Below are 15,368 nucleotides of genomic sequence, written 5' to 3'. Positions count from 1 at the left end.
CTACGCTTGGTCATGCCTGATCGAATCAGTAACAGTCCAATATGGATTATTCGGTTAGTTCATTCCGTTGGTTCATTTGAGATCAATCGTTGGATATGCAGAATCAGATATAATTTTTCATCATCCGAACAGGTCCAGCCGTAATTATTTTTCAGGAAATCAGCAATCTTCTCCACACAAGCCAGTTCTTTCGGAAACTTCTCCTTCACCATCAGGAACAGCGATTCATTCTCATCCTTGAGGGACTTACCGCTCATCTGCCTCAGAATGAAATACCGGATATGTGTGGCAAAGCGCATGAAATGGATGGAATCCTCCTGAAAGTCAATTTTGAGGGCATATTTGATCACGGACAGGATCTCTCCCGTAACTGTAGTCACCTTGGTGGTATCCGTCATCTCTCCCGATCCAACCTGTGCATTAACAAAATGCAGAGCAATCAATGTTGTTTCGGCTGCTGGCAGAGCGATATCCATTTTTTCCTGAATCAGCTTCAGCGCAGCCTCCCCCACCCGGGTCTCGTCCGGATAGAGTGTCCGCACTTCCCATTCCAGCGGGTTTTTGATACGGATACCTTCTCTGGTTCGGGTTAATGCAAAACTGATATGGTCGGACAGGGTGAGAAGCAGATTCGGGTTAAATGTTTTATTCAGGATCTGACTGCCCAGCTTGATGACTTCCTCCGCGAGATAAATATCCTCAATCGGAATACTGTTCAGCAGATCATACATACGGATATTTTTTGGTGCTACAAATATTTTTTCCACCAAGTCCGTCTCCGTCAGCTCGTAAGGCGTTTTCAGAAATCCTACACCCTTGCCTACGACAAAAACCTCTTCGTTATGTTCATTAATAGCGATGGCTACGTTATTGTTTACTTTCTTGATAACCTTCAATGTTCTCACCCCCCAACAAAAATAAAAAAAGACCGAAAGCGATTACAGTAAAGCAATCGAATTCGGTCATGCCTGGTTTCCCCAGTAACAGTCCGTGTTATGAATATAAGTTTATTATAATGCTGTTTTCGAGAAAGTCAATCATCCAATCTTAGGGAAACATGGCTCTGCAAAGCAGATGAAAAAAACAAAGCGCTGTGGTACAATGAAGGAATTGTGTATTCACAGACAGACATGTGGGTAAAGGTGCTGAATCGATTGTGGATCAGTGCTCTTTATTCATGATTATGCTGCCATTTTAGGGAGGCTTATGGAACAACCATGCTCATTATTGGTATCGCCGGAGGAACCGGCTCCGGTAAAACGACGGTAGCTCGCTCCGTCATAGACCGTCTGGGATCTGCTAAAGTTACGTTTATATCCCAAGACAATTATTACAAAGACCAGTCGCAACTCACACCTGAGCAACGCCGACTCACCAATTACGATCACCCGTTTGCATTCGATAATGATCTGTTGATTGAGCATCTCACCCTGTTGAAAAAAGGCCAAGCGGCGTATGCCCCCGTATATGACTTCACCATAGATAACCGTGCTGCCAATGAGACGGTTGAACTGGCACCGAACCATATTGTCATTGTAGAAGGATTGCATGTGCTGATTGACGAACACCTTCGCAGTCTAATGGACATCAAAGTATTTGTTGATACTGATTCCGATGTGCGGATTTTGCGTAGAGTGCTGCGGGATATTGAGGAACGCGGACGCACGATCCAATCCGTGTACAAACAATATCTTGAAACGGTAAAACCAATGCATGATGCTTTTATCGAGCCATCCAAAAAGTATGCCGATATCATTATTCCAGAAGGCGGACATAATGAAGTAGGTATTCAGATGTTATCCATCCTCACCGAGAAATATCTCACCGGGGAAAATTGGAACGGCGCTTAATTTACTGCAAGCAACACAACTGAAATCCAGATTACGATACAGCGTAATCTGGATTTTTTGTTGATTTTTCATTTATAATAATCCCCATAATTGAAAGGAGATCTCCCCCTATGGCTACTTTTGAAGAGTTCATGCAGCATGACATCCGGGTTGGTACCGTGGTGGAAGCCGAACCATTTCCAAAAGCTCGCATTCCCGCTATTAAAATGACGATCGACTTCGGACCACTTGGCCTGAAACGTTCCAGTGCTCAGATTACCCAACGCTACACGCCTGACATGATGATCGGCAAACAGGTCATTGCTGTAGTTAATTTCCCACCCCGGCGGATTGCCGGTTTTGTCTCTGAAGTACTTGTGCTAGGCGGCGTGCCTGGTGAAGGCGATGTTGTCTTGCTCACACCGGATAGTCCATTACCTAATGGAACACCGATAGCCTGACTTTATTTTGAGTAAGAAGAATAGGGCTTTTCAAATGTTTGGAAATCGAGTATTCTTGATTTATTGATTATTGATGGAACTACATATGTTGGAAACCTTAAAGCATAAGGCTATGAATCTGCGGATTCGTGGCCTTTTTTTGTGTTTTTTGAGGAAAAGTAGGTCTGGAGAAGTAGTAAGGGTTGAGTGGAGAGGAGGAGTTTTGTTGATAAATCATACCAATAGCCTAGTTATACATGGTAGAATATTGATTATTATTACAAATTTAGTATCTAGTAGCCTGAAAAGTACATATCAAGGAGAAAAATTCACAATTGAGAGGAGTAAAATTCATGAGAAAAATGATGATTTCCGGCGTAACGGCACTAGCTTTATTAACAGGGGGTATCGTAGGTTTTGGAGGCGTTGGGAGTTCTGTAGAAGCCGCACAAACTACAACTACATTCAAGGACGTTCCAGCTACACACTGGGCATCTTCAGCGATTAATTCAGCCGTGGAACAAGGGTATTTCAAAGGGTATGCTGACGGAACATTTAAACCAAGCTCACCTGTCACCAAAGCTGAAATGGCAAGTATCCTGGGGCGTCTATCCGACCAGCCTAATGCATCAACACAAGAACAAAACAATTTCACGGACATACCCGAGTGGGCAAAGAGTGGTGTCTCAATTGCTATCGCAAAAGGTTTTATCAACCCTTCTAATTACAAGGGAAAATTGGATGCACAAGGCGCTCTTCAACGAGGCGAAATGGCTACTTGGCTGACGCAAGGGCTAACCGTGGTTGATCCTGATTACAAACAAGCACTCTCTGATGTGACGAACACCGTTGTGCCCGCAAAGGAATATTTCACAGGTAAACTCGCAAGCGCTCAAAAAAATGCAGTAGCCGTTTCCCTGGGAACAGGGCTGATGAGTGTAGCAAACGATAAAACATTTGGCGTTGATCGTACCACCACTCGGGCGGAAGTTGCTGTGTTGATTGCCCGTTATGCAACAGTTGCCAAGGCAAAACCTGCCGATTTTCAGGGTCTGAATGAGCTGCGGGCGGTGGGCTTGACGGGGACGAATTTGAATATTATTGCGCCTAAGTATCAGAAAACACCAGAGAAAAAATTTTCACCCAACATGGACTACAGTGAGGTTACAGACGACTTCTCGAAAGTTCGCAATAAAAATATTATTACAGATACTAAATATGCTGATCTCAAGATAAAAAATTGGATTATTGTTAATACCTATGCGAAGGATGCGGAAAGAAGTATTTTTTACCCTGTTTTTGTAGATGAAGGATACACCCTCGTAAGAGGAGCTTATTATTCTTTTGCAGAGCTTGAATTGAGCGTGAAAAGTACTACTATGAATACACTTCAAGCCGGAAGTTTACTTAATTCGGCAACGATTAATCCCATGAACTCTCCAAATTCAAAAGCCTTTGCAGCATATGCTGGGCCTGTAATTAATGATTTCACAAAAACTAGAGGTGTATTCGCTGTTAATAATCCAGTCTACTGGAGCAGAGGACTTCTACATTTTGATAAAGAGCTGATTTCTGCTGTGAGTCTTGTGACCAAAGAAGGACCCGCTTACAGCGTAATAGCCACAGATTAGAGGGATTAAATTTGACGAGGAAAAAAGCTATTAAAAAAATGATGTTGTTCGTGTTATCACTCGTAGTACTTGTATCATCAGTAACTCAAGTCTCTGCAGGTGGAGGGCCTGGAATTAAACCTGAATTAAACACATTCCATATGGAGCCTTCTACACCTGCGAAGTCACAAAAAAAGGTTATCCCTGTTGAAGGGAAAAAGAAAACCAATATAGGTGTATATATTTACCAAATTGATAATCTAAAATGGAAGGTTGATGGCCATTGCAATAACATCGAGCTAGAAAACGACCCTACCAAAAATCTTCCGGTATCTTCAACAATCTGTGTCGATCTTGATTTGAATAAAGATGTTTATATTCCGACTGAGTACTTTGATAAAGTAGGTGAATCACATTCTTCTGCGGAAATAGCTGATAAATCTAACGAACCTCACTACATGGATAATACAGCTTACTATGAGCCTGGGTTGCCCATTTTAGTTTCTGTTGAATCTTTTACAGGTCGTAACACAAAATTCACCACTCAAATTGGTGGTGCTATTTCACCTATCAAAACGGAAGAATATTCCCCATCCAAATGGAATGCTGACTATCAATTCAACACAGATTTATACTGGGGTGCTGTAGCTGAAATAACCAAAGAGATCAACCTAACCGCTGGTGGACAAATTAGCTTGAACCAGTCCAAACAACTTAATGCTATGGTCAAGACGAAAACTGGAGATGGAAACTTTGGAGCGGAGACCAATGTAAACACCGGTAGCGGTGGTACAACGACATGGGAATCATCCAATCCTGGTGTTGCTACCGTTAGTAACTCCGGAGTAGTTCAAGCAGTCAGCAGAGGAACCACAACCATTACCGTATTGTGGGAAAAGGATGATTTTGAGCTAACTACCACTACAAACATTGGTGTTGAAGAGAGCCCAGGTACTGGCGAAGGCGACGGTAACGGAGGCGGTGGAGGTTGCACACCAACGATTGGACCACCTTCTGCTGGGACCATCATGAGCATGAATGATCTCGATCCAAATACCAACGGTGTTATCAAGTCAGATAACAGAGATAATGAGACATTCAATGTGTTAAGAGGAATCCCTACTTCCGAGTCACTCTACACAAATGCCTTTGCTGACAATTATCTGTTTAAACAAGCTTGGGCGAAAATGAGCGGTAAAGTTACATACAACTGTAATTTCACAATCTCGTACGACAGAGAGTGGACAGTACCTGGACCAGATGAATGTGATGATGATGGTTGTACACCAGGGCCACCTGTACCCGCGAACGACACGGTACCCCAGCCATACAACTTCCAGATCACAAGAGACTACTCCTACTGGAAAATTAGCAATCTGGAAGTATACAAGATCGCTAAAGCAACCATGAATAATTACGCTTTGCCCGGTGAGACCGTTACGATGAATCCAACAGGATACACACCACCAACACTGGAGTCTAAAAATGATGAATCCGTAGAAAGCCATGTACGACCAGGGCAAACCACTTCAATTTCATATACCCCACCCAAATTAACAGGTGGTTTGAACCAACCTCCCAGTGTGCCAGATGATACATCACGGTTAAAAGGGATGGCTGAGTCCAACACACCTCAAAGTAAAGTGAATAATGATCTAGTGAAATTCAACAACACAACCATTATGAATGATGTGGAAGCAACCAAAGATGCCCCAGCGCCATCCAATATTCCTAATCCAACAACGATTGGGCGTGATGTGCTGTACAAACCGGGTAACATGATCAGCAATTCCCTGCTGAATAAAGCAAACACCACAAGCTCTGGTGAGATCTATTATGATTTGCTACCGGGTAACGTGAATGGGGGTGCCAATAAAATATTACCGATTAACGGCATCAACACGGTCACGGTACACACCCCTGTCGTCAACTACGCCTGGGTATCGGATGATCAGCCGCATAATCAGAAAACCGTACCGGACCCAACCAGCGCTGCACTCATTCTGGAACGCCCGTTCATTGTGCGAATTCCCACATCGGGACAGCACTTGGACGCAGCGAGTTATCCCGGTTATGGAAATCGGGACTATGCCAAATATTTTCGAATCAAACAGGTGCAATTCCCGTTTGATGTCTATAACGCAGATCGGAGCCAGTTTATCCCTGCTAAGACATGGGTGGATATTCCGGTCAATCAACTGGACACCACATTCTATCTCCCTGTATGGGTAGACGAAGGCAAATACCATATTGTATTCCGCAATATTGCAGAGAATGCACCTGCAAACTTTACTGAGCAACAGGATGCCAATACCAATCTGGCACATCATGTTGCAGCAGATACCATACCGGTAGATATCATCGGAAGGTTATATGATTTTCACGTCACTGATATCTCCGATTACAACTGGGAAAATGTATTTCGCAAGCGATTGGGTAGCCCCGACCCAACGGGCTATAGCTACTGGACTGGGATGAATAGCATTGATGGTGATCCACGAGGTAACCTGGCTCCATTTGTATTGCCTATTCGACCAGGAAGCCATCCAGTGCAGGGATTCGGTAACGCGACTGTGAAGACAGGATACCATTTCAAGTTTGATCTGAAGACCAAGGGCAATATGTTTGGCAAACAGGATGGTATTCGAATTACACCCACTTTTGCTTTTGTGAGTAAAGACGGGTCCTCCCGACAAGAAGTGGATCTGTACTACCATCGAGGCCAGGAACGCCTGATCCGTATCGGATCGGCACAGGATATGGAGAAACGCTTTGTTGTGCTGAACTCACGGCTTCGAAATGTACCCGGCACAGAGTTAGGTGATACAGCACGTTATCAGTATACTTATGAACTGACAGCGGAAGAACGCAGCCAGCGTACGTTGGCAGAACATATGGTTCGCCTAGTCGATCAGACATCTCATGAAAAAACATGGGTAGGTCGTTATGACTGGATGATCCTGTCCGCTCCGATTCGGACACTCATCGGGCCCAAATCGGAGATTCCTTCCGGGGTCAACGTGGACCGGGCCAATGCATCAATCCAGCGCTGGTACGGGGAGTACAGCTTACCTGCCGATGTATATGCCGTACCAAAAGGTACAGATCTCGAACCTCTTGCTCGACAAAATCAACTGGATGAGAAATCGAATGTTTTTCTAAAGAATGGTTTTATCGTAGTCAACTTCAACATGGAGAGCCTGCGGAATGGAAATACAGAGGCGCCCCATCTGCAATACATTCATGCACCACTGATGAATCAATGGCAGATGGAAGGTTTCAACAAAAAGCCAACAGACAGTCAAGGTAGAACCTGGCCGCTGAAGGATGGCGATATTGTCTTTTACCATGCTGATCAGTCTAGCCGGAATGACTTCCAATCCCAAGTACCGCACTAGTTTGAATCTCTCATGTCAGCACGACTGGCTAAGCATATGTAGCCAACTGCATGTGGACCGAAGAGTCTGTATGCGGAGTACCTCTCCAAAATAAGACTGAATATCTGTATACCGATAATCACCCAATGAAGCAATCAATAAATATATGATGAAATAGCCATGAAGTTCCAGACTGAGTACTATACAGCCTGCGCAAAACTATGGTGTGCTTAATGACATAGGTGTACTGAACCACATACGATAAAGCATTCACAAGTGATTCCAGTGTCACATCCCAACTACACACAACATGCCTGTTATACAACAAAAGGGTTATCCTGAAAGTCACCTATGGACTTCTGGGGTAACCCTTCATGCATCATTCTCTTTTTATAACCTTACTTAGACTATAAAGAAAACCCGCACATTAGTATTATCCTGACAGACTTTCTCCAGGAGACAGGTAGGTTAGCAGGAACGTCAGGAACGTGATGCCAAACAATACGACTACGAGTTGTAATAATCGTTTAACGATATATCTGCTCAAGTGCTCTAACGTCCTTCCCCAGAACTTTATGTATGTGTCATGATGTTCTTCATCCACAGCTCCGCTGAAAACTTATAAATTCTATCAAAAAAAGCGTCCATCTCCGTGTTACTGGATGAGGACGCCTTAAATAAACAGATTTTCAGAAAAAATCATGCTCTCTAAACACCTTCCTATCTCCCGTAGGGTACTACTGTGTTTCTTAAACCTGGCAGGTCTCCTAGCTCCAGAATCATCGTCACTTGCAGCTCCTTCCCGGCTTAAACCAGTGGATTATCGCTACTTGACTCCTCTGTTACAGTGGCGGGACCGCTCCGGTATCACACCGGACTTTCCTATTAAGCTTCCACCCTGACGGGCAAAGCACCAAGTTCCACATATTCAATTACACTTCTGTATCAGTATAGCGGGGGACGACGTTTAATGATCAAAACTTTTCTTTTAAATTTGAAACACTAGATGCGTCTAATCTGGATTTCTCGAACCCTTTGGAGACACACCCGTCACTCGCTTGAACATCTTGGAAAAAAGTAATGGGTCCGTATAGCCGACAGAATGGGCCACTTCACTGACCGACAGCCCTGGATTCTGAAGAAGTTCGGCAGCCCGATTCATACGGTACTCCAGAAAAAAGGACTGTAGCGACATGCCATATCGCTCTTTGAACAATCCCGACAGATACGTGCGATCCAGCCCTACAGCTTGGGCAATATCCAGAATGGAGGTTCGCTGACTGTACCTGTTCTCCATAAACTGCACCGCCTGCCTGATATACGTCTCTTTGTTCGAAAGGAGATGCCCTATTTCTTCCTTCACAGGCGAAGAAGAGATTAATTCTGCCACCAAGCGGTACAAGAGACTTTGATTCATCACATCGCCTCCCGGACGCGTGGAAGCCTGGACCATCTCCGTATACAACTGTTCCATCGTATTTGTATCCTGGGCATCATATATCGGACGCTCCGGGCTCAATTGGGCACGTTGCATGAATGCTTTGGCTTGTACACCCTTGAATCCAAACCACGAATACGTCCAGGGCTCCTTCGGATCTGCCTCATAATGAATGAGTGTGTCCGGGAGAATGACAAAACCCTGTCCCTCGCTAAGCTTGTATTCCTGATCCCCCATGTACACGGTACCCTGTCCTTCATGGATGTAATGCACAATGTAAGAATCACGTACACCGGGTCCCCAATAATGCGCAGGATCACAGGCCTCCCACCCGAAAAACAACAACAGCAACTCCATCTGTGTCCAGCCTGCGGGAACCACATTCATCTCAATGCGACTCATTTTTCGCCCTCCATCCTGACTTCGTTCCGCTGACCTCTTCATTTCGTCTATTTATATTATAACAGCTAAAGTGCTTCCATATTAGTTGAAAGCGGGAACAAAAATGGGATTATGCCATGTTTGAAAGGGTTTGAGCCATAGTTATATGTGCCGAATCGGCCTATAGTTGGGGTACAACATTTTTCAGGGAGGCTAAACTTAAATGAATAAAATTACGTTCCTCGGTGCAGGTAGCACTGTCTTTGTTAAAAATGTATTGGGTGATGTCATGATGACCGAAGCACTGCAGGATTTTGAGCTGGCATTGTTCGATATTGATGCTGAACGCTTGAGCGACTCAGAGCGTTTGTTGACCAGTCTGGCCCGCTCACTCGGAAGTCGTTGCGTTGTGAACGTATATCATGACCGCAAAGAAGCGCTGCGCGGGGCCAAATATGTCATCAACGCCATCCAGGTCGGTGGATATGATCCATGTACCATTACGGACTTTGAGATTCCGAAGAAATACGGACTGCGTCAAACAATTGCTGATACACTCGGTATCGGCGGAATTTTCCGTAATCTGCGGACGATTCCGGTTATGCTGGATTTTGCCCGAGATATGCAGGAAGTATGTCCGGATGCATGGTTCCTGAACTATACCAACCCGATGGCCGTGCTTACCAACGTCATGAATGTGCATGGTGGGATCAAAACTGTAGGATTGTGTCATAGTGTGCAGGTATGTGTACCACATCTGTTTGATGCACTGGGGATCGATCAGACAGGTGTTGTGGCTAAGATTGCAGGGATCAACCACATGGCGTGGCTGCTCGAAGTTACCAAAGACGGGCAGGATCTGTACCCCGAGATTAAACGTCGGGCGAAAGAAAAACAGAAGGAACAGCATGACGACATGGTTCGTTATGAACTGATGCAGCGTTTTGGCTATTATGTAACGGAATCCTCCGAGCACAATGCTGAGTACCACCCTTACTTCATCAAACGGAATTACCCGGAGTTGATTGAACGCTTCAACATTCCATTGGATGAGTATCCACGCCGCTGTGTGAACCAGATTGAAGGCTGGAAAGAAATGCGTACCAAGCTGTTTGCCAGCGAAAATATTGAACATACCCGCAGCCGTGAATACGCATCGCATATTATCGAAGCGATGGAGACGAATAACCCGTACAAAATTGGCGGAAACGTTATGAACAACGGACTGATCACCAACCTGCCTCGCGAGGCTTGTGTTGAGGTACCTTGTTTGGTGGATGGATCAGGAATCAGCCCTACGTACATTGGGGATCTGCCTCCACAACTCGCGGCATTGAACCGGACAAACATCAACACGCAACTGCTAACAATTGAAGCGGCAATCACTGGAAAAAAAGAACATATCTATCACGCCGCCATGCTTGATCCACATACAGCTGCGGAGCTGTCTATCGATGACATCGTAGCGATGTGTGATGAGTTGATTGAGGCTCACGGCGACTGGTTGCCAAAATACACGTCATAATACAAAAGCACCGTTTCCTTTGCAGCTAAAGGGGACGGTGTATTGTTCGTTCTATAGCGCTCACCCGCCGAAGCGTACATCACATCATTTATAAGAAACGCCCCGCTCCATTAAATCTTATTCTGCAGGAAGCAAAAAGCGATAACCAATGCCAGGCTCCGTTTGAATATATCGGGGATTCGTCGGATCTTCCTTTAATTTTTTACGCAGATGCCCCACATATACTCGAAGATAATGGCTGTCGGACTCATGATGATGCCCTCCCCATACTTGCTGCAAAAGCTGACGCTGAGTGATGATTTTCCCCGCATTCGAGGCGAGTACCTTCAGCATCTCATATTCCGTTGGGGTTAATTTGACCAAAGTCCCCTCCAGTTCCACCTGCCTTTGGGCCAGATCAATCGTGAGTGATCCGAAACGCAGTATTGGCTCATCCGTCGTTTTGGCTACATGACGCAGCGCCACCCGAATACGGGCGACCAACTCACCCATTCCAAATGGTTTGGTTACATAATCATCTGCACCACCATCCAACGCGGCAATTTTGTCTCCCTCCTGATCCTTCGCTGTCAGCACAATAATCGGTACCTGTGACCATTCGCGAATCCGGCGAAGTACTTCCATGCCGGACATGCCTGGCAAACCAAGATCAAGGATGATCAGATCCGGATGTACAATACTGGCCTGAATAACGCCCTCTTCGCCATCCCCACACTCGTGGAGTTCGAATTGGTGTGCCTGAAGGGTGACCTTAAGCAATTTGCGAATCTGCGGCTCATCATCGATCACCAGTATGCGAGCCCCTAGTGGTGCGTTCATGTTATTCTTCAACCTCTCCTTGTTCTGAATAGGGAAACCGTGATCCGTGAGCCTCCATGGGGATGTCTATGCGCATTCTCGTTCCCCCGCCCGAATTCGACTCTGCCACAATGGTACCTCCGTGGACTTCCACAATGCCTTTGCAGATCGCCAGACCAAGCCCAGTTCCTGTGACATGCTGAGTCGACTCTGAGCGATAGAACTTATCAAATATACGTATTCTTTCTGCTTCCGGTATACCGATGCCTTGATCAGCAACCATGATCGTCAATTGATTCGGACTTCTGTCACTCGCCACAATGATGACAATCTGGGTCTCGTCGGGCGAATATTTGATGGCGTTGCTGACGATATTGACCAGCACCTGCTCCAGCAATACTTCATCTCCATAAATGAACACCGGATCATCAGGAAGTTCAACTTGAATGTTACGATGCGGACTGAATTCCCGAACTTGTGTCAGTACAACGCTGATTATATCTTCCACGTCACACCATTTCCGGTTCAGTTGCAACATGCCGCTCTCCAGCCGAACCATACCTAACAGATTTGTGACGAGACGATTCATACGCAAGGCTCCATCCCGAATGTTGCCTGTTAATTCTCTCCGATCCTCGGGTGTAAAAAGCGTATCATTCTCCAACAATCCTGTAGCCGAGCCGATAATGGCGGTTAGGGGCGTACGCAATTCATGGGAGACAGAGTCCAGCAGCGCTGTGCGTATGCGCTCCGATTCAGCAGTAATCTGCGCCAATCTGGCCTCTTCCGCCAGCTTCACTCGGGCAATAGCACCTGCGGCCAGTCCTCCGCATGCCTCCAACAGACGAAGCTCTTCTTGCTGCTCATGAATCTCGCCAGCGTCCATGCTTACGGCGAGCACGCCATGAATTTGCTCCTCTGTGCGTAGCGGTACATATAGCCCGAGAGATTCCCGCAAAGTGGATGATCCCTTACCTGCGATCTGTCCGTGATGATACACCCATTTTGCAATGGCAATCTCCGACTCTCCATCTCCCCAACCATCCTTTTCCCCTTCTGATGCTTGTGCAGAAGAGCTTGTAACCAGCAGATCCCCCTGCCCATCCGGAAGATACACAGCCGCCGGCTTACCCAGGGTAAGCGATACTTGGGTTGCAATGTTAACCAGTAAGGTATTCAGATCCGTAATGGCTGTCATCTGACGACTCAATGCGTACAGGGAGTTAGTCGTGGCCTCGCGTGCTTTTACCATCTCCAACTGTTGTCGCAATCGACCTGCAAGACTGGCTGTCAGGATCGCCACCGCAAGATATACAACAAAGGAGATGAGATATCTCAAATCCTCAACCGTAAAGCTCAAATATGGCGGGACAAAAAAGAAGTCAAACATAATGACGCTAAAACTCGCGGCATATACAGCTGGCCCCATTCCCCAATACACGGCACTCACCAGGACGGGAAACAGATATATAAGCGCTACATTAACCAAATCACCACTCATGCCGATGGCATGAAGCAGTAAAGTTAGCAGCGTAACCCCGAGGGTCACCCATACATATGCCGGAACCCGTTTCCCGCGGGCTGCCTGCGTTTCTTTTTTTATTTGTTCAGACAATATCCATTCACATCCCGCTCAGTTCATAATCATAATCTGCAACGATTAATACATCCAGATGCCGCGACAAGCGTACAAGTCGGTTGACCACCGACCCTGAGCCGCGATAGCCATTCAGCCACCACACCCGTCTTGCCTGCCCGACCACCAGCTGGGTTGCTCTTGCCTTCGATGCCTTTCTTGCCAAAATCTCAGGTACATCGCGCAGTCTTGGACTGTGATGAATATGAAATTGACCACCAAGCCGAATTGTCAGCTGCTCCAACGCTTCCAGATGGCACTTCACTTCGTCACTCATGGACTCACCGATGTAGATATGATGTACATGCCAGATGGCTTTTAGACGATAAGCCATACGGAATCCGCGCCGGATCAGCCGCTCGGCATGACGATCACTGCTTACACATACAAAGACCGCTTCCTGTCTGCGCCAAGGTCCTCGAAGTGCAATTTTGGCCTGCTGTGTTTCAAGCCGTTCATCGACATCGTCCGCCAGCTCGCGCAGGGCAAGTTCTCGCAAGGCAATCAGATTACCGATTTTGAAGAAATTCGCAAGGGCTTGCTCGACCTTGGCAGTTGCATAGATTTTACCCTCCCTCATGCGCTGCCGCAAGGCCTGGGGTGCCACATCAATCAACTGCACCTCATCCGCCATCTGAATGATCCGATCGGGTACGGTCTCGCGGACACGAACACCGGTAATATGTTCAACGGCATCATTCAGACTTTCGAGATGCTGTACGTTCATTGTGGTAATCACCGAGATGCCTGCATTCAGCAGGAGCAGGACATCTTCATAACGCTTTTGCCGGACACTTCCGGGCACATTCGTATGCGCCAGTTCATCCACAAGCACCACTTCCGGACAAAGTTGCAGAATACCCTCCGTGTCCATCTCTTCCAGACTAGTCTCCTGATAAACGCGCTTCGCGCGAGGGATCACAGACAGGTGACCCATCTGCTCCACGGTTTCCGCCCGCCCATGTGTCTCCAGCAAACCGATTTGCACATCGATGCCCTTACGGAGCAAATCATTGCCTTCCCGAAGCATCATGTAGGTTTTGCCTACACCTGGTGCGGCTCCGATATATATTTTGAATGTACCGCGCTGAATCTGGCCAATCTGTTCCTTCATTTCCTGCTCGCTTAGTCTGCGGTATGTCAGCGACTCCACATCGTTAACTTTAGCCGGAACCACACGTTCACCCTCCCGGGCCGCTCGATCAGCAACCAGAAACAGATCGACACCACGTAATCTGCGCAGCAGCGAGTTAACAACGGACCCTTGCCACAGTTCCTGCCAGCGTGTACGCCGGGAGTGTCCCATCACAATCCGGGTAATCTGGTGCTCCATGGCGTAACGCGCCAGCGTAGACGGGATGTTGCGACGGTGTAATACGGACAGTTCCTCCATATGGCCGCCAAACTTCTCCACCAACTTGATCATATTGCGCCGAAATACGGTTGCCTCCTTGGTTAATGGCTGCTTCATATTCCGAAAAACCACGGCGCACAGATCACCATTCAGCCGTTTGGCAATCTGTTGTCCACGCCGGATATAGATGGAGCCATTCCAATGATATTGCGTGGACACCAGAATCCGTTCCATGATGCCTGTTGTGACGGTAATTCCCATCTCCTCCCGATGCTCACGCAGGGATTCATTCACCCCTTCTGCAACCAATCTCAGGGCCAGTTCGCGCAGAATACCCAGATTGCCTTGACGAAAAACTGCTTCTCCCTCATGCCCCTTCAGATGACCTTCTGCCAGACGGCTCAGTATGGTTTCTGGTGTGACGTCTATCAGCTTCACTTCATCCGCAAGCTCCAATGTATCGGCAGGCACCGTATATTCTGCTGCGATGCCCGTAAGTTGTCGTGCCAGCTCTGTATAGCCTTCCAGCTCATACACATTCACCGTTGTCATGACACTGATGTTGTTTCGGAGCAAAAACTGAATATCCTCCAGCCGGGTAGCATACCTAGCACCTTCTCTGTTGCGATGTGCCAAACCATCCACCAGCACAACCTCCGGATTACGTGCCAATAGTGCATCCAAGTTCAGATCCTTCATCTCTACATCATCACTCTCGCGTAACCAGTGAATGCTTGGAATCCGTTCGAGTGCGCCAAGCTGCTCTACCGTTTCCGGTCTGCGCATCGTGGACACGGCACAGATGACCACATCAATGCCTTGTTGGCGCAACGTGTTCCCTTCCCTCAGCATGTGATACGTTTTGCCTGATCCGCTGACTGGGCCGATATAGATTTTAAGCGTACCCTGCTGTAGCTTCGTAATCATCTTCAGCATCTCTTCTGGTGATTTGCGCTTGAAGCTGTCTTCCATCCGTCCCT

At 46.8% G+C, this 15,368-nt stretch carries 10 protein-coding genes and 1 riboswitch; of the genes, 5 read left to right on the top strand and 5 right to left on the bottom strand.

The window, feature by feature from the left end:
• Window positions 1-59: 59 nt before the first annotated feature.
• Window positions 60-905 (bottom strand): PRD domain-containing protein, encoded by an 846-nt coding sequence (locus tag AC1DE7_RS25245; RefSeq protein ID WP_339285081.1) that lies wholly within the window; start codon window positions 903-905, stop codon window positions 60-62.
• A 312-nt stretch (window positions 906-1,217) separates the two neighbouring features.
• Between AC1DE7_RS25245 and udk the strand changes: the two genes are divergently transcribed.
• The 4 genes from udk to AC1DE7_RS25225 all read left to right on the top strand — a co-directional run bounded on the left by udk (window position 1,218) and on the right by AC1DE7_RS25225 (window position 7,277).
• Window positions 1,218-1,850 carry a uridine kinase gene (gene udk / locus AC1DE7_RS25240; RefSeq protein ID WP_036616377.1) on the top strand — a complete coding sequence of 211 codons (633 nt, stop codon included), beginning with the start codon at window positions 1,218-1,220 and terminating at the stop codon, window positions 1,848-1,850.
• Window positions 1,851-1,960: 110 nt separating this feature from the next.
• Entirely contained in the window at window positions 1,961-2,290 is a 330-nt protein-coding gene (gene csaA, locus AC1DE7_RS25235; RefSeq protein ID WP_076320076.1) for a chaperone CsaA, read from the top strand.
• A 332-nt stretch (window positions 2,291-2,622) separates the two neighbouring features.
• Window positions 2,623-3,900, top strand: coding sequence for an S-layer homology domain-containing protein (locus AC1DE7_RS25230; protein ID WP_477535422.1), 1,278 nt, complete (start codon window positions 2,623-2,625; stop codon window positions 3,898-3,900).
• Between the two features lie 38 nt (window positions 3,901-3,938).
• On the top strand, window positions 3,939-7,277 hold the full coding sequence (locus tag AC1DE7_RS25225; RefSeq protein WP_477535421.1) for a DUF5704 domain-containing protein: 3,339 nt from the start codon (window positions 3,939-3,941) through the stop codon (window positions 7,275-7,277).
• A gap of 719 nt (window positions 7,278-7,996) precedes the next feature.
• Window positions 7,997-8,189, bottom strand: a riboswitch (cobalamin riboswitch).
• 79 nt (window positions 8,190-8,268) lie between these two features.
• Here the strand turns inward: AC1DE7_RS25225 and AC1DE7_RS25220 are convergent.
• Entirely contained in the window at window positions 8,269-9,096 is an 828-nt protein-coding gene (locus AC1DE7_RS25220) for an AraC family ligand binding domain-containing protein (protein WP_477535420.1), read from the bottom strand.
• A 202-nt stretch (window positions 9,097-9,298) separates the two neighbouring features.
• Between AC1DE7_RS25220 and melA the strand changes: the two genes are divergently transcribed.
• A complete protein-coding gene (gene melA / locus AC1DE7_RS25215; protein WP_477535419.1) occupies window positions 9,299-10,600 on the top strand; it encodes an alpha-galactosidase in 1,302 nt (433 codons plus the stop codon).
• 117 nt (window positions 10,601-10,717) lie between these two features.
• On the opposite strand, the gene AC1DE7_RS25210 is transcribed toward melA, so the two are convergent.
• From AC1DE7_RS25210 to AC1DE7_RS25200, 3 genes are read right to left on the bottom strand one after another with little or no spacing between them, the layout of a single operon-like run.
• On the bottom strand, window positions 10,718-11,419 hold the full coding sequence (locus tag AC1DE7_RS25210) for a response regulator (RefSeq protein WP_477535418.1): 702 nt from the start codon (window positions 11,417-11,419) through the stop codon (window positions 10,718-10,720).
• 1 nt (window position 11,420) lies between these two features.
• Window positions 11,421-13,013 (bottom strand): ATP-binding protein, encoded by a 1,593-nt coding sequence (locus AC1DE7_RS25205; RefSeq protein ID WP_477535417.1) that lies wholly within the window; start codon window positions 13,011-13,013, stop codon window positions 11,421-11,423.
• A gap of 7 nt (window positions 13,014-13,020) precedes the next feature.
• Complete coding sequence (locus AC1DE7_RS25200; RefSeq protein WP_477535416.1) at window positions 13,021-15,360, bottom strand: histidine kinase; 2,340 nt, start codon at window positions 15,358-15,360, stop codon at window positions 13,021-13,023.
• Window positions 15,361-15,368 lie beyond the last annotated feature (8 nt).

Source organism: Paenibacillus sp. 10L310, assembly GCF_056395745.1.
This window is presented reverse-complemented; position numbering and strand designations above follow the sequence as displayed.